At 66.5% G+C, this 15,937-nt stretch carries 14 protein-coding genes and 1 riboswitch; of the genes, 6 read left to right on the top strand and 8 right to left on the bottom strand.

Annotation, left to right across the window (positions count from 1 at the left end; genetic code table 11):
- The first annotated feature begins 26 nt into the window (after positions 1-26).
- A complete protein-coding gene (locus ACGLHS_RS13640; protein ID WP_394480400.1) occupies positions 27-1,562 on the top strand; it encodes a malonyl-CoA synthase in 1,536 nt (511 codons plus the stop codon).
- 316 nt (positions 1,563-1,878) lie between these two features.
- Here ACGLHS_RS13640 and ACGLHS_RS13645 read toward each other — a convergent pair whose 3' ends face one another.
- From ACGLHS_RS13645 to ACGLHS_RS13655, 3 genes are all read right to left on the bottom strand, one after another.
- Entirely contained in the window at positions 1,879-3,582 is a 1,704-nt protein-coding gene (locus ACGLHS_RS13645; protein WP_394480402.1) for a serine hydrolase, read from the bottom strand.
- Between the two features lie 74 nt (positions 3,583-3,656).
- The gene (locus ACGLHS_RS13650) at positions 3,657-4,718 is read right to left on the bottom strand and encodes a phenylacetaldoxime dehydratase family protein (protein ID WP_394480404.1); all 1,062 of its coding nucleotides are present in this window, start codon (positions 4,716-4,718) and stop codon (positions 3,657-3,659) included.
- Between the two features lie 16 nt (positions 4,719-4,734).
- A complete protein-coding gene (locus tag ACGLHS_RS13655) occupies positions 4,735-5,769 on the bottom strand; it encodes a carbon-nitrogen hydrolase family protein (protein WP_394480406.1) in 1,035 nt (344 codons plus the stop codon).
- Positions 5,770-5,936: 167 nt separating this feature from the next.
- Here ACGLHS_RS13655 and ACGLHS_RS13660 point away from each other — a divergent pair, with 167 nt between their 5' ends.
- Positions 5,937-6,899 (top strand): helix-turn-helix domain-containing protein, encoded by a 963-nt coding sequence (locus ACGLHS_RS13660; RefSeq protein WP_394480408.1) that lies wholly within the window; start codon positions 5,937-5,939, stop codon positions 6,897-6,899.
- A 3-nt stretch (positions 6,900-6,902) separates the two neighbouring features.
- Here the strand turns inward: ACGLHS_RS13660 and ACGLHS_RS13665 are convergent, their stop codons facing one another.
- The 4 genes from ACGLHS_RS13665 to ACGLHS_RS13680 form a co-directional block, all read right to left on the bottom strand.
- Entirely contained in the window at positions 6,903-7,328 is a 426-nt protein-coding gene (locus tag ACGLHS_RS13665) for a universal stress protein (RefSeq protein WP_394480410.1), read from the bottom strand.
- A 65-nt stretch (positions 7,329-7,393) separates the two neighbouring features.
- Positions 7,394-8,221 carry a sulfite exporter TauE/SafE family protein gene (locus tag ACGLHS_RS13670; protein WP_093241332.1) on the bottom strand — a complete coding sequence of 276 codons (828 nt, stop codon included), beginning with the start codon at positions 8,219-8,221 and terminating at the stop codon, positions 7,394-7,396.
- A 278-nt stretch (positions 8,222-8,499) separates the two neighbouring features.
- Positions 8,500-8,835: a cell division protein ZapA gene (locus tag ACGLHS_RS13675; protein ID WP_394480413.1), complete on the bottom strand. Its 336-nt coding sequence runs from the start codon at positions 8,833-8,835 to the stop codon at positions 8,500-8,502.
- The gene (locus tag ACGLHS_RS13680; RefSeq protein ID WP_093241327.1) at positions 8,832-9,056 is read right to left on the bottom strand and encodes a DUF904 domain-containing protein; all 225 of its coding nucleotides are present in this window, start codon (positions 9,054-9,056) and stop codon (positions 8,832-8,834) included. Before ACGLHS_RS13680 ends, ACGLHS_RS13675 begins: the two co-directional genes overlap by 4 nt.
- Positions 9,057-9,192: 136 nt before the next feature.
- Between ACGLHS_RS13680 and ACGLHS_RS13685 the strand changes: the two genes are divergently transcribed.
- From ACGLHS_RS13685 to ACGLHS_RS13695, 3 genes are read left to right on the top strand one after another with little or no spacing between them, the layout of a single operon-like run.
- Positions 9,193-10,788, top strand: coding sequence for a flavin monoamine oxidase family protein (locus tag ACGLHS_RS13685; RefSeq protein ID WP_394480417.1), 1,596 nt, complete (start codon positions 9,193-9,195; stop codon positions 10,786-10,788).
- Positions 10,789-10,813: 25 nt separating this feature from the next.
- Entirely contained in the window at positions 10,814-11,236 is a 423-nt protein-coding gene (locus tag ACGLHS_RS13690; protein ID WP_394480419.1) for a c-type cytochrome, read from the top strand.
- A 56-nt stretch (positions 11,237-11,292) separates the two neighbouring features.
- Positions 11,293-11,814, top strand: a complete 522-nt coding sequence (locus ACGLHS_RS13695) for a RidA family protein (protein WP_394480421.1) — start codon at positions 11,293-11,295, stop codon at positions 11,812-11,814.
- Between the two features lie 21 nt (positions 11,815-11,835).
- Here the strand turns inward: ACGLHS_RS13695 and ACGLHS_RS13700 are convergent, their stop codons facing one another.
- On the bottom strand, positions 11,836-13,554 hold the full coding sequence (locus ACGLHS_RS13700; RefSeq protein WP_394481446.1) for a ClcB-like voltage-gated chloride channel protein: 1,719 nt from the start codon (positions 13,552-13,554) through the stop codon (positions 11,836-11,838).
- 93 nt (positions 13,555-13,647) lie between these two features.
- A riboswitch (cobalamin riboswitch) is annotated at positions 13,648-13,902 on the top strand.
- Between the two features lie 102 nt (positions 13,903-14,004).
- On the opposite strand from ACGLHS_RS13700, the gene ACGLHS_RS13705 reads away from it, so the two are divergent.
- On the top strand, positions 14,005-15,933 hold the full coding sequence (locus ACGLHS_RS13705) for a TonB-dependent receptor domain-containing protein (RefSeq protein ID WP_394481448.1): 1,929 nt from the start codon (positions 14,005-14,007) through the stop codon (positions 15,931-15,933).
- Positions 15,934-15,937 lie beyond the last annotated feature (4 nt).

Genomic DNA, 15,937 nt, shown 5'->3' on the forward strand with positions numbered 1-15,937 from the left:
TGAAGTACCCGTTCAAAGACGAAGCGATGAAGAAGACTGCCAACGCCAACCTGTTCGCCGCCCTGCGCGCGGCCTTTCCCGCCGACCTCGACGGCATTGCCGTCGAAACCGACAACGGTCTTTTCTACTCGTGGCGCGACATCGAGCGCGCGAGCGCGATGATCGCCAACCTGCTCGATGCGCTGAAGCTCGAGAAGGGTGCACGCATCGCGGTGCAGGTCGAAAAGTCGGTCGAAGCGATGCTGCTGTACCTTGCCACGCTGCGCGCCGGCTATGTGTTCCTGCCGCTCAACACCGCCTACCAGAGCGCCGAGATCGAGTATTTCATCGGCAACGCCGAACCTGCCGTGGTGGTGTGCACCAGCCGCAATGCCGCGTGGGTCGGCCCCATCGCGACCGCGGCCGGCACCAAGCACGTCTTCACGCTGGACGACGACCGCACCGGCACGCTGCTCGAAGTTGCCGCGCAGTGCAGCGACCGGCACGAAGTCGCGCAACGCAAGCCCGACGACATGGCCGCGATCCTCTACACCAGCGGCACCACCGGCCGCAGCAAGGGCGCGATGCTCACGCACCGCAACCTGCTGTCGAACGCCGAGGTGCTGAAAGACTACTGGGGCTGGACCGAAGGCGACGTGCTGATCCATGCGCTGCCCATCTTCCACGTGCACGGCCTCTTCGTGGCGCTGCATGGCGCGCTGCTCAACGGCAGCAAGATGCTGTGGTTCTCGAAATTCGATCCCAAGCGCATCGTGCAGAAGCTGCCCGAGGCGACCGTGTTCATGGGCGTGCCCACGCTCTATGTGCGGCTGCTGGCCGAAGCGGGCCTCACGCGCGAGGCGGTGCGCAACATGCGCCTGTTCATCGCGGGCTCGGCACCACTGCTGATCGAGACCTTCGACGAATGGCGCAAGCGCACCGGCCACACGATCCTCGAACGCTATGGCATGAGCGAGACCGCCATGCTCACGTCCAACCCCTACAACCCCGCGCAGGGCGAGCGCCGTGGCGGCACCGTCGGCTTTGCCTTGCCCGGCGTGCAACTGCGCGTGCGCGACGACAGCGGACGCGACTGCACCACCGACGAGATCGGCAACATCGAAGTCAGCGGCCCCAACGTGTTCGCGGGCTACTGGCGCATGCCCGAGAAGACGAAGGAAGAGTTCACCGCCGACGGCTTCTTCAAGACCGGCGACGTGGGCAAGATCGATGGCCGCGGCTACATCACCATCGTCGGGCGCAGCAAGGACCTGATCATCAGCGGCGGCTACAACGTCTACCCGGCCGAGATCGAGGGCTACATCAACGAGATGGCCGGCGTGGCCGAAAGCGCTGTGGTGGGCGTGCCGCATCCCGACTTCGGCGAAGTGGGCGTGGCCATCGTGATCGCGAAGGCCGGCGCCGCGCTCGATGCCGAAGCCATCGTGGCCGACCTCAAGGCGAAGCTTGCGAACTTCAAGATTCCCAAGCGCTGCTTCGTGGTGCCCGAGTTGCCGCGCAACACCATGGGCAAGGTGCAGAAGGCGCTGCTGCGCGCCGAGCACAAGGGGCTGTTTGCCTAGGGACGCACTGAGAAAGTTGCCACCGTGAGGTGCCGGTGCGTTACTTTCGGCACTGGTGCCTGCACCGCCCCATTGCCAGCACGAGGAGAGTTGCTCGCGTCGAAAAAGCAAGGGAGGGCCTCGATGAATCAACGTGCCATGCGCGCGGTCGTTGCAGTCCGGATGCTCTGCATGGCCGGTTCTGCCGCTGCGCAATGCCAGGCCGGCATGCCCACCGTTTCGGGCGCGGGGTGCGTTCCGCGCGAATACATCGAGAACAGCAAAAGGGGGCGCTGCAGCCGCAGTACGCCCCCGAGGCGCCGCCGCAGCGTTCCGGCTAGGTGCCGGCCACCCTCGGCGCGATGGCGGTGACGCGTGGCTCGTGAAAGATCAGCGCGTCTACCGCATCCGGTGAGGCCCGGCGGAACTCCACGCCGAAGCCTTCCAGCGTATCGACCTTGAACCTGCGTCCGTCGGCCGGAAGCAGGCGATAGGTCGGCTGGCCCGGGATCGTCATGCCGAGTTCGCCCTGGGCATCGAGGCGGATCTCGATCACGCGGCCGGCGTGCAGGTAGTCGCCGGCACACAGGCGGCGGAACGCGGGGTCGAGCACGTCGCCGGCCGCGACGCGGCGGAACACGATGTCGTCCACCATCTGCTCGAACGGGATTTCGAGGCAGTCGATGTGGCCGTGCCGGTCGTAGCGGAAGGTGACGGTGTGGTCGCTGGGATGCATCAGCGTCGGCCGGTCGGGGGTGACGAAGACGTCGTAGTGGCGATGCCCGAGCTTCTCCGCGATGCCACGCCAGCGCCACGCGAGGCCGTCGGCTTCCTTGTCGATGCGGATGCGTCCATAGGCCGGATGATCGTAGTCGCCCGCATAGTCGTCCAGCGCGTGGCTGGGCAGCGTGTCGCCGTGGCGGACCTCCGCTCTGGCCTTCTTGTCGAGCTTGATCTGTTCGACGGCCTGCCTGCGCTTGGGCGCGAGCCTGCCGAACCAGTCGACGGGTTCGCGGCCGCAGAGGCGGTCGAGCGCCGCGAAGGTGAGGATGGGCGTGGCGCCGCCCGGCGCGCGGTTCGTCAGCACCACCACGCCCGCGCGGCGTTCGGGCAGCATCGTCATGAGCGTGCTCCAGCCGGCCCAGGAGCCCGAATGCGCGATCGTGCGTTCGCCGCGGTATTGCTCGCAGAAGAGGCCCAGGCCGTAGTGCGAATCGCCGATCTCTGCATGTTCGGAGCGGCCCATGTGCACGCGCGGCGTTGTCATTTCGCGCAGCGACTTCGCCGAAAGCAACTGCCGGCCGTCCGCCTTGCCGTCGAGGAGAAAGCGCGCCCACTTAGCCAGGTCGGCGACCGAGGTGTTGATGCCGCCGGCAGGCGTTGCGCGAATGGGTGACAGCGGCGTGCGGTAGCGCGCCTCGCCGTCCATCGCATGTGGGCGCGCGCCGTCTTCGGCGGTGTCGAGCGCCTCGATGGAGAACCCGAAGTGGCGAAAGCCCAGCGGCTTCATCAGGCGCTCGGTGGTGAATTCTTCGTAGCTCTGGCCGCTGATCCGCTCGGTGATCATTCCCGCGACGAGGTAGCCGAGGTTCGAGTACTGAAAGGTGTCGCGCAGGTCCTTGTTCGGCGCGAGATGCCTGAGCGCCGCGAGCATCTGCGCGTTGCTCAGGTCGCCGGGCATGTGGATCCAGTCGTGGCGCGGCAGGCCGCTGTGGTGGCACAGCAGGTCGCGCACCGTGAGCAGCCCGGTCGCCACCGCGTCGTGAAGGCGGAATTCGGGGATCACGTCGCGCACGGGCCGGTCCCAGTCGAGCTTGCGCTCGTCGACCAGCAGGCCAAGGCCCGCCGCGGTGAATGACTTGGTGATCGAGCACAGCAGGAACTGCGTGTCGGTGGTCACGGGCAGGCCGGTGTCGGTGTCGCGCACGCCGTAGCCCTTCTGCAGCACCACCTCGCCGTCCTGGATCACCGCCAGCGCGAGGCCGGGGACTTGCCATTCCTGCATCGAGGCTTCGACGAGGCTTTCGAGTTCGCTCCACATGGTCTGGGTCCTTGCCTTGCGGCCTTGAGAAACAGGGGGCGAATCCTAAGGCAATCCCGCGCGTGGAATTTCTCCTATGTGGCAGCCAGCCCGTTCATGAGGCCGCTGCGCGCGTGGCAGTTGATGTATTCGTAGCTCTGCTCGTCGGCCTTGAGCACCGACACCTCGTGGTACACGCGCAGTTGCAGCTGGAAGTTCAGCGCCTGCACGTAGCGCATGAAGCTGCCGAAGATCGCGACGTGCGTGGGGTGCGACTCGGCCCAGCGTTCCATGTCGGCGAGCGAGCGCCAGTAGCTCAGGCCGAAGGACTTCTGCAGCGGCGTGCCCTTCGCGTCGAGGTGGTGCATGTAGCGGTTGCTGTAGCAGCCGATGCCAAGGCCTTGGTCGCGCAGGAACTCCATGCCTTCGCGCAGCACCGGCTCCATGTCTTCGAGGTAGAGCGTGCGCTCCTGGCCGGTGGTGTCGGTCCATTCCTGGCCGGAGCGGATCATCGCGATGTTCTCGTGGCCCGCGATGCGCACGCGCTGGCCCGGCGCGGGCGTGCCGGCAACTACTGCGCGCGTGCCTGAGGGCGACAACGCATCGGTCTGCGAAAGCGGAATGCGGTCGCGCATCGACCCCCAGTAGCCGTGCTCCTGCAGCTCGCCGCTGACTTCGCCCATGACGACGCCGACGCCCTCGAAGCGGTCCGGCGTGTTGAACATGGTCTCGAAGTGCTCGACGCGCGGCGAGGCGATTTCGCGGAAGTAGCCGAGGCCTTCGTCCAGCCGCTCGTCGGAGCGCCACCATGCGTCGACGGCGGGCGTGGCGCTCCAGCGCGCGAAGGCCGCGGCGTCGTGCCAGTAGGCGATGGCGATCATGTTGTCGAAGCCGTCGGCATCGACGTGGTGCGTCAGGTCGTGATGGCCTGGGCCGTCGGGCAGCGCGAAGTCGCGTGCGATCTTCATCAGCGCGGCGCAGGCGCGGCCCTGCATCTCGGGGCCGCGCGACTGCACGCCGAAATAGCCCATCACCACCTGCGTCACTGAGGTGGGCGCGCGGGCCGACCAGACGGGGTAAGGCGGCGTGTAGTCGTCCTCGACGCGGCGGTGCCGCGTGCGGGGGCATTTCAGGTGCTCGGCGATGGCGGATTCCATGGCGGGGCTCCGGGCGTCAGGCGGCGAGCTGCAGGCGCGGCTCGGTGCCCGCTGTCACTGCTTCGGGGGCGCTGCTCTCGGGTTCGGGCGTGCGCTGCAGCACCACGGGCTCGCGGCGCGTCTTGTTCAGCAGAAGCTGCGTGACGTCGGGCCTCGAATAGTGGCCGCTTGGATCGGCCGCCGCCTTGGCGAGCGAGATCATGCCCAGGTCGATGTCGGCGATCACCAGGCCTTCCTGGTCTTCGGCCAGCGGCGTGCCGAGTGGCGAGCCGTCGGGTGCGTAGATGCGCGCGTAGCCACCGCCGGTGCGCAGCATCTGCTGCTTGCCGGGATCGGTGCACATCAGCTCGCTCATTGCCTGCGAGACAGTGGCGCACGGCGCGACCACGAAGCACTGGCCCTCGGCCGCGTAGATCTGGCTCGCCGCGTTGTTGACCTCCGGCCCGAGCGCATAGGCCGCGCCGCGGTAAAGCGAGAAGCTGGGCCATGCGCCGCAGTGGATCTGCTCGTTCTGCGCATACATCGCGTACTTGCTGAGCGGCTGCAGGTGCTCCCAGCACGAGAGCGACCCGACGTTGCCGATGGCCGTCTCGGCCACCGCGAGGTCGGAGCCGTCGCCTTCGCCGAACACGGTGCGCTCCACGTGCGTGGGCTTGAGCTTGCGGCGCGTCTGCACGGTGTTGCCCTGGTCGTCGATGAGCGCCTGTGCGATGTAGAGGCTGCCCGCAGCCTTCTCGCTGTAGCCGAGCGACACCCAGATCCGGTGCTTGCGCGCCGCGTCCCTAATGCGGTCGAACTCGGCCGAGCCGACCACCAGCGCGTTGTCGTGGTAGCGCTGCACGAACTGCATGCCCCAGGCGGGCGAGTCGAGCCAGATCCACCACGGGTAGCCGGGCACCCAGGTCTCGGGAAAGGCGATGAGCTTCACGCCCTGGCCGGCTGCCTGGGCCATGAGGTCGATGGTCTTGTCGATGGTGCCGTCGAGGTCGAGGAACACGGGCGCGGCCTGCACGGCGGCAACGCGGAGCTTGGGGTGAACGGTGGTGGGCATGGCGGGCCTCTTGAGGGGGTGGATGAAACAACTTCGCACACCCCGACGCGGGTTTGCGCGGTGGCATGCGGGTTGCTTGAAGCGTAGATTCGCCGCCGCGGAACGCCTTGATCCGAACTGGCGGCGTTCTTGTTCCAGCGTTGCACGCGCGCTTTCCGGGGAACCCCATGAACCAGTTGCTCAGCACCGATGCCGTGGCGCGCGACCAGCGCCTGGCCTACTGGACCGACATGATCTGCAACGTCTACGTGCAGCTCGGGTGCGACCCGGTGCGGCCGGACGACATCGGCCGTTTCGAAGGCAGCATCCGCCAGCACTCGCTGCCGAGCCTGGACGTGTCGGTGGTCAAGTCGAGTGCCCAGAAGGTCATGCGCACGAGCGGGCACATCGCGCGCTCGGGCGACGACTATTTTTTGGTGAGCATCCAGGCGCAGGGGCAGGGCGTGGTGCGGCAGGACGGGCGCGACGCGGTGCTCTCGGCCGGCGACTTCGCGCTGTACGACAGCACGCGGCCCTACGAGCTGCTGTTCGACGACAGGTTCGAGCAGATCGTGCTCAAGCTGCCTGGCGAGCGCCTGCGCAGCGAGCTGCGCGACACCGAGGCGCTGACGGCCACCACGGTGTCGGGCAAGGAGGGCGCGGGGCATCTGCTGCTCGGCATGATCCGCACGCTGCGGGAAGACATCGACACGCTGCAGCCCGCCTCGGCGCTGGCCGTCGCCAACGGCGTGCAGAGCATCCTCGTGGCGGGCCTGCAGACGCTGCCGGCGGCGCGAGCGCCATCGCTGAGCAATCTCACGGCGTACCACCTCGCGCGCGTGAAGCGGTGCATCGACGAGCAACTGGCCGATCCCTCGCTGTCGGTGGGCAGCATCGCGGCGTCACTCGGGGTGTCGGCAAGCCACGTGCATCGCGTCTTCAAGAGCGAGCCGCTGACGCCCGCGCAGTACATCTGGGAACGCAGGCTCGAGGCCTGCAGCCGCGACCTGCTGGAGCCGCGCCTTGCAGGCAAGCCGGTGGGGGAGATCGCGTATGGGCGCGGCTTCAACGATGCGGCGCATTTCAGCCGCGCGTTCCGCGAGCGCTTCGGCTGCTCGCCGCGCGAGTGGCGGCAGCAGCGGGTGCAGTAGGGCCTACTGAACCAGCAGCACCGTGATGTCGGTTTCGGAAAGCACCTTGGTGGAGACCGAGCCCATCAGTGCACGCCCGAAGATGCCGTGGCCGTGGGTGCCGAGCACCATCAGTTCAGCCTGCGCGTCGTTCGCGGCCTTCAGGATTTCTTCGGCCGCATGGCCGTGGCGCGAGTCGATCGTGTAGTTGCTCAGGCCCTTTTCGGCGAACAGCGCCTTCACCGGGTCGAGCACCTTGGCGCTTTCCTCGGCGTAGTAGCCCGCGACCAATTCCTTGCTGAGATGGCGGGCCACATTGCCCGAGACGCCGGTGCACACATGCACCACCACGAGCTGATGCCCGTCAACGAACATCGCGCGGTGGCTGAACAGGTAATCGAGTGCCTTGCGCGTGTAGGCGCTGCCATCGACGGCGATGAGGATTTTCATGAAATCCTTATACGCCTGCCCCCGTGGAATGCCAGGAGTCGCACCTGGGCGACAAGGGCCTTGAATCAGCCGTGCAGCCCCTTCCAGAGCATGTAGGCGGCCAGCAGGTAGAGGATGCTGGCGAACACGCGCTTGAGCTTCTTCACCGGAAGGCTGTGCGCCGCCTTCGCGCCCAGCGGCGCGGTGAACACGCTGCACGCGGCGATCACCGCCAGCGCGGGCAGCCAGATATAGCCGAAGGCACCGGCCGGCAGGCCCTGCACCGAGTGGCCGCTGATGACGTAGCCAAGCACGTTGGCCACCGCGATCGGAAAGCCCAGCGCCGCGCTGGTGGCCACCGCGTTGTGAATGGCCACGTTGCACCACGTCATGAACGGCACGCTGATGAAGCCGCCACCCGCGCCCACGAGGCCCGAGATGAAGCCGATGGCGCCGCCGGCCGCAAGCTGGCCGCCCGTGCCCGGCATCTGCCGCGTGGGCTTGGGCTTCTTGTCGAGGAACATCTGCGTGGCCGAGAAGCCCACGAACAGCGCGAAGACGATGGCCAGTGCCGTGCCCTTGAGCAGCGCGAACACGCCCAGGCTGCCCGCGAGGCTGCCGATCACGATGCCGGGTGCCAGCCGCTGCACGATGTCCCAGCGCACCGCGCCGCGCTTGTGGTGCGCGCGCACGCTCGACACCGACGTGAAGATGATCGTCGCCATCGACGTCGCGATGGCCATCTTCACCGCGAGGTCGGCCGGCACGCCGCGATGGCCCATGATGATCGTGATGAAGGGCACCATCATCATGCCGCCGCCGATGCCCAGCAGGCCCGCGAGAAAGCCCGTGCCCAGCCCGAGCGCGGCGAGTTCGGCAATCAGCAAAGGGTCGAGCAGGGCGGCGAGGTTCACGGCGGAGGGCTCTTCAAAAAGCAACGGCCCCGTGCGGTGAGGCTGGGGGCCGTGGCGGGAAAAGGTGTCTGCAGATGGTGTGCCGGACCCGCATCCTGAACCAGGGTTCAGGTGGGCGAGGGCAGCAAGACTTCGGGTTCATCTGACGCGAGATGATCACGCCCGTCAAGCGATGTACCAAGCCCGGCTCCGGAGAGCATTGGAACAAGGAAATATTAAGCCCGACACGTCTGCAGACGAGGTGGATTTTACGCCTCGTATGTGTCCGCCGCGCTCATTCAGAGCAAATGTCCATCGCCGGCCAGCGCCTGATCGAGTCTTTGAATGAGTTGCGCGGCCTTTGGGTCGGCTTCGCCGGTCTCGGCTGCTGCCGTGGCAGCGGGCACAGCCGCCGGCGCTGCGGCCGCCGCGGCTTGCTGCGCCGCGAGATCGAATGCCAGGTTCAGCGATGCCAGCACCGCGATGCGGTCGCGGGCCTTGACCTTGCCCGCGTCGCGGATCTTGCACATGGCCGCGTCCACGCGTTCGACCGCATCGCGCAGTTGCGATTCGCCGCCGTCGGGACAGCCGAGCAAATAGCTCTGGCCCATGATCTGTACTTCAATCTGCTTCATGCGGGGGAATCTTGGGATGGGGGTTCGGCCGGCAGCCGTTCGAGCAGGGCGTCCAGGCGCGTGCGGGCTGCGGCGAGCCGCGACTTCAGGGCGTCGCGTTCACGCGTGAGCGCATCGACCTGTTCCTGCAGCAGCACATTGGTGCGCTGCACCTCTTCATGACGCACAAGCAGTCGTTCAACACGCTCGGCGATCTGATCGATGGGGCTGGAGGCGGGCATGGTTGGCGATTGTAGTTTCCCGGGGAGGCCGTACCGCCGATGGCGCGCGCGGCCCCGTTTGAATGTCGATTCACCCTAGGGCTTGGCATGGATTCTGCTGCCTTCCAGTTGCCTTTCAAACTCCCACAGCCAGTCAATGACCACGAAGAACAACACTTTATTCAGTCGGCGCGACCTGCTCTCCCTCATCGGCAAGACCGCCGGAGGCGGCGCGATGTACCAGGCGATGACATCACTGGGCTTTGCCGCCGAGTCCAACTACAACGGGCCGCCGAAGCTCGATGGCGCAAGGAAGGGTGCGTCGGTGCTGGTTCTTGGTGCGGGCCTGGCCGGCATGGCCGCCGCGCTCGAGTTGCGCAACGCGGGCTACTCGGTCAAGGTTCTTGAATTCAGCAACCGCGCCGGCGGCCGCTGCTGGACGCTGCGCGGTGGCGACACCTTCACCGAACTCGGCGGCGCCGTGCAGCAGTGCGGCTTTGCCAAGGGCGAGTACTTCAATCCGGGGCCGTGGCGCATTCCGTATCACCACCATGCGGTGCTCGGCTACTGCAAGCGCCTGGGCGTGGCGCTGGAGCCTTTCGTCCAGGTCAACTACAACGCGCTGGTGCATTCGAGCAAAGCCTACGGCGGCAAGCCGCAGCGCTATCGCCACGTGCAGGCCGACTACCAGGGCTATGTCGCCGAGCTGCTCGGCAAGGCCGCCACGCAAGGCAACCTCGATGCAGCACTCACGAAAGAAGACAAGGAAAAGCTGCTCGAAGGCCTGCGCCGCTGGGGCGCGCTCGACACGCAATTCCGTTATCGCGAAGGCCCCATCAGCAGCGACCGCCGTGGCTACGAAGTCGATGCGGGCGGCGGCCTCATGCCGCTGGCCACGCCATCGAAGCCACTCGACATGAGCGAGCTGCTGCAATCGAATCTCTGGCGCTACATCGCGAGCGGGCAAGACTACGAATTCCAGAGCGCGATCTTCCAGCCCGTGGGTGGCATGGACATGATCGCCAAGGCCTTCCAGAAAGAAGTCGGCAGCCTGATCCGCTACGGCGCCAAGGTCACGAAGATCGAGCAGAACGACCGCGGCGTGACCGTCACCTACACCGACGCATCCAAGGGCGGCGCCGTCACGCAGGCCAAGGCCGACTGGTGCCTGTGCACCATTCCGCTGTCGGTGCTGAGCCAGATCGACATCCAGGTCAGCGCCCCGATGCAGGAGGCCATCAACGCCGTGCCCTATGGCGCATCGGTGAAAGTGGGCCTGCAGTTCAAGCGCCGCTTCTGGGAAGAAGACGAGCACATCTACGGCGGCATCAGCTATACCGACCTGCCGATCTCGCGCATCTCGTACCCCTCGACGCGCTATGGCGCCAAGGGCAAATCAGTGGTGCTCGGCGCCTATGTGTTCGATGGCCTGAACTCCTACGAATTCACCGCCATGGCGCCCGAGGAGCGCGTGCGCCGCGCGGTCGAGTTCGGCACGCAACTGCACCCGCAGTACGCGCGCGAGTTCGACAACGGCATCTCGGTCGGCTGGCACCGCGTGCCGGGCTCGCACGGCTGCTATGGCATGTGGACCGACGAGACACGGCAGAAGCACTACAAGAACCTGTGCCAGGTCGATGGCCGCATCGCGCTGGCGGGAGAACACGCCTCCTACATTCCGGCCTGGCAAGAGGGCGCATTGCTCTCGTCGCTCGATGCCATCCAGCGGCTGCACGCCCGTGCCGTGGCCTGACCGTCGCATGAAGGACACACCCACCATGAACCACGACATCACGACCTTCAAGCGCGCGCTGCTCGGCCTTTCGTTCGGCGCGCTGGCCTCGGTGGCCGGCCCGTCTGCATTCGCGCAATCGCCCGAGCCCGCGTTCTCCGTCGGCCCCCGCTTCCAGGAAAGCTCGGGCGAGTCGATCTACCGCGCCACCTGCCAGGGTTGCCACATGGCCCAAGGGCAGGGCGCGAAAGGGGCCGGCGCGTACCCGGCGCTTGCCTCGAACCCGCGGCTCGCGAGCCCCGAATATCCGCTCTACGTGGTGATCAACGGCCAGAAGGGCATGCCCGCCTTCGGCAAGATGCTGAGCGACGAGCAGATCGCTTCGGTGGTCGTCTACGCACGTACCCATTTCGGCAACCAGTACCCCGACGCCATCGTGGCGGAGAACGTCAAGAAGCTGCGGCCCTGACCTTGTTCCGACACCTGGCAGATCCTTCCTTTCATCCCTTCAGAGAGACAACACACATGACCATGACCTCCATCACGAAGAAGCTGGCGCTCGCCGCCGCAGTGTTCGCAGCCGGCATCGGTGCCGCGCACGCGGCCGACGAGATCATTCGCCATCGCATTCCGAATTCGTCCTTCCCGATTTCGGCGGCGGTGGAAATTCCATCGTCGTTCACCAACGTCTACCTCTCGGGCCAGGTGCCGCCCCTGCAGGACGCGACCGCGCCCAAGAACAGTGCCGCGGCCTACGGCGGCGACACCAAGGGCCAGACCATCGGCGTGCTCAAGGCCATCGAGAAAAGCCTCGCGGGCCTGGGCCTCACGATGGGCGATGTGGTGAAGATGCAGGTGTTCCTGGTAGGCGATCCGGCCAAGGACAACAAGATGGACTTCGCCGGCTTCATGGACGGCTACACCCAGTTCTTCGGCACCACCGCGCAGCCCCGACTGCCGGTGCGCTCGGCGATGCAGGTGGCGGCGCTCGCCAATCCGGCCTACCTGGTCGAGATCGAGGTGATGGCGGTGCGCCCCGCCAAGTAAGCAGGGCCATCGTGCAGAGCGCTACTCGCTCAGCCGCACGTAGGTGGCGAGCAGCGCGCTCTTCGCGGCCACGCCCAGCAGCACGGGTTGCTCGGTGCTTTCGATCACCGGCAAGCGTTCGCCACGGTGCTCCAGAAAGCGTTGCAATGCCTCGCCGAGGCTGGTGTCGGCCGTGATCGGCTGGATGGCCTGCGAAAGCAGTTCGGCTGCGGTCGTCTCCGACGGCGCCGTGCCAAGCGCGGCCAGCGGCACCACGCCGAGGTAGCGGTTGCCGGCGTCGACCACGTAGAGGTACTTCACCGGATGCTGCAGAAAGATCCGGCTCATGGCTTCGCGGCCGGCGTCCGGGCCGACCACGGTTTCGGCGGGCTGCACCAGGTCGCGCATGTGCAGCCCACGCAGGCGCAGTTGCGCATCGCGCTGTGCATTGCGGTGCAAGGTGATCTCGTACATGGAACCGGCGTTGGCCGAGCGCGCCACGAAATACGCGATCACGCTGGCGGCCATGAGCGGCAACATCACCTGGTAGCTCAGCGTCATCTCGAAGATCATCAGGATTGCCATCAGCGGCGCCTGTGTCGCGCCCGCCAGAAAGGCGCCCATGCCGACGATGGCGTAGGCGAACGGGGCCGAGCTTGCCGCCGGCCACAACGCCTGCACGCCCAGCCCGAACAGCGCGCCGATCATGCAGCCGAAGAACAGCGCGGGCGTGAACACACCGCCCACCGCACCCGAGCCGGCCGTGGCCAGCGTGGCGACGGCCTTGGCCACGAGCACCATCGCGATCAGCGTCCAGGGCCAGGGCGTGTGCAGCACCGCATTGACCACGCTGTAGCCGTTGCCCCAGACCTCGGGCAGCGGCACCGAAATCACGCCCATCACCAGCCCGCCGAGGGCCAGCCGCCACGGCAGCGCGATCGGCAACTTCGCGAACAACGCGCGGCTGCCGTGCAGCGCCCGCAGGAAGCCCACCGACACAAAGCCCAGCAGCACGCCCAGCAACGCGAACAGCACGACCTCGGTGCCGTGGATCTCGGGAAACACCGGCATCAGGTAGGGCGGCTGGTAGCCCGGCAGCGCGCGCATGGCCACGTTGGCGACCACCGAGGCAATGATGATCGGCCCCACGCTTTCCATCGCGATGGAGCCGAGCACGATCTCGGCGACGAAGAAGGCGCCGGCAATCGGTGCGTTGTAGGCGGCGGTCAGGCCGGCCGCCGCACCGCAGGCCACCAGCAGGCGCAGCCGCTCGACCGGAAAGCGGAACACCCGGCCCAGCAGCGAGGCGGCCAGTGCCGCAAGCTGCACCATCGAGCCTTCGCGCCCGATGGAGCCGCCGCTGCCGATGCTCACCAGCGACGACGCGCTGCGCACCAGCGTCTGCGCGACCGGAATGCGCCCGTCGCCGAGCACGATGGCTTCCATGTAGTCGGAGGTGGCGCTTTGCACCGTCACGCGCCTGGCCAGCACCAGCAGCCCGCCGGCCACCAGCCCGCCGAGGGTGGGGCAGGCGATGCGCGCCCACCACGGCAGATGGCGCGCCATGGCCACGAGGCCTTCGCCGGGGCCCAGCACCAGATGCTCGAAGGCATACAGCGCGGCGCGAAAAAGTTCGGTGGCCAGTGCGCCGAGCAGGCCGGCCACGATGGACCACAGCAGCATCGACTGCCAGCCCGAGACGCCGAAGAGCCGTTGCAGCGCCGAACGAAGACTCAGAAAAAGCGAAGCCGGCCGCATCATGCCGATGCCCGTTTCATGGTCTTCAAAACGCAACAGTCCATGGCGTCGATGTTAGCGGGGCGCAACTTTCGACTTAAACGGGTGGTGGCAGGGCCTAAAATCCCGCCCGTTGGTGCTCGCGGCGTGGTTCACACGGCGCAGTTCAACGGGAAGCAGGAGTGGAAGCCCCCGAACACGGGACCCAAGGCCCAAGCCACCTGCGCTGCCCCCGCAACGGTCAAGCAGACGGCGCCGCAAGGCGCCAACCCCTTTCCATCCAGCCACTGGGCGCCCTGAAACAGGCGCCTGGGAAGGCGGCGAGGGGCCGTTCTGCCAGCCCGGATACCGGCCAACGAGGCGGCTGCCGCATGCATGACGATGAACCGCATCATCGATGCACCAGGCAGCCATGGCGCCCAGGCGCCGGCGGGGAGGCCGGCAAGGGGCATTGATGTTCGTCCGGCTCAATTCATGATTTCCTGCGTTTCTCTTTCTCGCGGCCGCGCCCCTGTGCGCCGCAGCCACCTCGCGTGCCTGCCGCTCGCGCTCGCCTCGGCCTTCGGTGGCCTCGCCCATGCCCAGGAAGCGCCGACGCTCGGCGAAACCGTGGTCACCGCGAACCGCACGCCGCAGGCGCTGTCGGAGATCGTGGGCGACGTGTCCATCATCGACCGCCAGACCATCGAGCGCAGCGGCGCGACCGGCGTGGCCGACCTGCTGGCGCGTCAGCCGGGCATCGAGATCACGCGCAATGGCGGCATTGGCAACGACACCAGCGTTTTTATTCGCGGCGCCGAAACACGTTTTACGGCCGTGTACATCGACGGGGTGCGCGTCGACTCGCAATCGACCGGCGGTGCCGTCTGGGCTGGTATTCCGCTTGCCCAGATCGACCGCATCGAAGTGCTGCGCGGTCCCGCCGCCGCGGTGTACGGCTCCGACGCCATCGGTGGGGTAATCCAACTGTTCACCAAGCGCGGCGAAGAAGGCGTGTCGCCCTATGTGGGCGTGGGCATCGGCAGCTACAACTTGCGCAAGCTCGAAGCGGGCCTGAGTGGCAAGTCGGGCGCCTTTGACTACTCGTTCGGCGTGGCGCATGAAGAGAGCAAGGGCTTCAACATCCAGCCAGCGTCGAAGCGGTGGGTGCCCATTGACAACTGGGCCAGTCCTGACCGCGATGGCTATCGCAGCAACTCGGGCAATGTGAAGCTGGGTTACCAGATTGCGCCCGACCAGCGCATCGAGGCAACGTTGCTCTCCAATGACATTGTGGCGGGCTACGATCCAACAATCAATTTCGCCAAAACCAAGCTGCCGTTTCTGTTCAAGGACGATCTGTCGAGCAACACCCTTCGCACTGCCAGTCTGGCATGGTCGGCCAAGTGGAACGAGATCTACAGCACCCGCGTGCAGGTGACCGATTCACGCTCGACCTACGAGACCGACCCCGCCTACTACCGCACCGAGACGCACCTGCGCGGCTACCTGTTCCAGAACGAGTTCCGCTTCGGCCCCCATCTGGTGACGGCCGCGCTCGAACGCCGCGAAGACGGGCTGGTGAATCCGCCGGACACCTTGACGGCCAAGCTCTTGGCGCGTGACCGGTCGCAGGATGCCCTGTCGCTCGGCTACGGTTTCGTGCAAGGCCCACACTCGCTACAACTGCATGTGCGTCACGACAAGGACAGCGAGTTTGGTGGAAAGAGCACGGGCAGTGCGGCCTATGGCTACGCGATCACCCCCACATTGCGCGCTACGGCGTCGGCGGGCACGGCGTTCCGTGTGCCCACCTTGTTCCAGCGCTTTAGCGCCAATGGCACGCCCAGCCTCAAGCCAGAGTTCGGCCGCAATGTCGAAGTCGGTCTGCAATACACCGAGGGCGCTACGCGCGCGGGCATCGTCGTCTACCGCAACCGCGTCGAGAATCAGATCACGTTCGACCGCAGTGCCAGCGGATGCTCGGCAGCGCCTGGGTGCTATGCCAGCACCGCACTCGCTCGTTATCAGGGCATTACGCTATCAGGTGGACATCGCATTGGCGATATCACTCTGCGCGCATCGTTCGATGTCCAGGACCCGAAAGACCTGGGAACTGGCAACCTGCTCCAGCGACGCGCGCGTCGCCACGGTGTGATCGGCGCGGACTGGCGTGTTGCCGGATGGACGCTGGGCGCCGAGATCCAGGCCTCCAGCAGGCGCTTGGACACTGACAGCTTGAAAAACATCGTCAAGCTTGGTGGCTACACCCTGCTGAACCTGTCGGCCAGCAAGCAGATCACCCGCGACCTCAACCTGATTGCGCGCGTCGACAATGTCGGCAACAAGGACTACGAGTACGCACGGCTCTACGCCACGGCGGGCCGCACCGCCTACGTCGGTCTCAAGTGGACACCGCAATAAGCCA

This window comes from Variovorax sp. VaC1, assembly GCF_043658315.1.
In the GTDB taxonomy this organism is placed as follows: domain Bacteria; phylum Pseudomonadota; class Gammaproteobacteria; order Burkholderiales; family Burkholderiaceae_C; genus Variovorax.

Excerpts from the sequence above, each read along its gene's own strand:
- ACGLHS_RS13645 (WP_394480402.1), bottom strand. The coding sequence starts at position 3,582 with ATGTGGAGCGAACTCGAAAGCCTCGTCGAAGCCTCGATGCAGGAATGG.
- ACGLHS_RS13705 (WP_394481448.1), top strand. The coding sequence starts at position 14,005 with ATGATTTCCTGCGTTTCTCTTTCTCGCGGCCGCGCCCCTGTGCGCCGC.
- ACGLHS_RS13665 (WP_394480410.1), bottom strand. The coding sequence starts at position 7,328 with ATGAAAATCCTCATCGCCGTCGATGGCAGCGCCTACACGCGCAAGGCA.
- ACGLHS_RS13685 (WP_394480417.1), top strand. The coding sequence starts at position 9,193 with ATGACCACGAAGAACAACACTTTATTCAGTCGGCGCGACCTGCTCTCC.
- ACGLHS_RS13680 (WP_093241327.1), bottom strand. The coding sequence starts at position 9,056 with ATGCCCGCCTCCAGCCCCATCGATCAGATCGCCGAGCGTGTTGAACGA.
- ACGLHS_RS13650 (WP_394480404.1), bottom strand. The coding sequence starts at position 4,718 with ATGGAATCCGCCATCGCCGAGCACCTGAAATGCCCCCGCACGCGGCAC.
- ACGLHS_RS13655 (WP_394480406.1), bottom strand. The coding sequence starts at position 5,769 with ATGCCCACCACCGTTCACCCCAAGCTCCGCGTTGCCGCCGTGCAGGCC.
- ACGLHS_RS13640 (WP_394480400.1), top strand. The coding sequence starts at position 27 with ATGAAGAAGACTGCCAACGCCAACCTGTTCGCCGCCCTGCGCGCGGCC.
- ACGLHS_RS13700 (WP_394481446.1), bottom strand. The coding sequence starts at position 13,554 with ATGATGCGGCCGGCTTCGCTTTTTCTGAGTCTTCGTTCGGCGCTGCAA.
- ACGLHS_RS13660 (WP_394480408.1), top strand. The coding sequence starts at position 5,937 with ATGAACCAGTTGCTCAGCACCGATGCCGTGGCGCGCGACCAGCGCCTG.
- ACGLHS_RS13690 (WP_394480419.1), top strand. The coding sequence starts at position 10,814 with ATGAACCACGACATCACGACCTTCAAGCGCGCGCTGCTCGGCCTTTCG.
- ACGLHS_RS13675 (WP_394480413.1), bottom strand. The coding sequence starts at position 8,835 with ATGAAGCAGATTGAAGTACAGATCATGGGCCAGAGCTATTTGCTCGGC.
- ACGLHS_RS13695 (WP_394480421.1), top strand. The coding sequence starts at position 11,293 with ATGACCATGACCTCCATCACGAAGAAGCTGGCGCTCGCCGCCGCAGTG.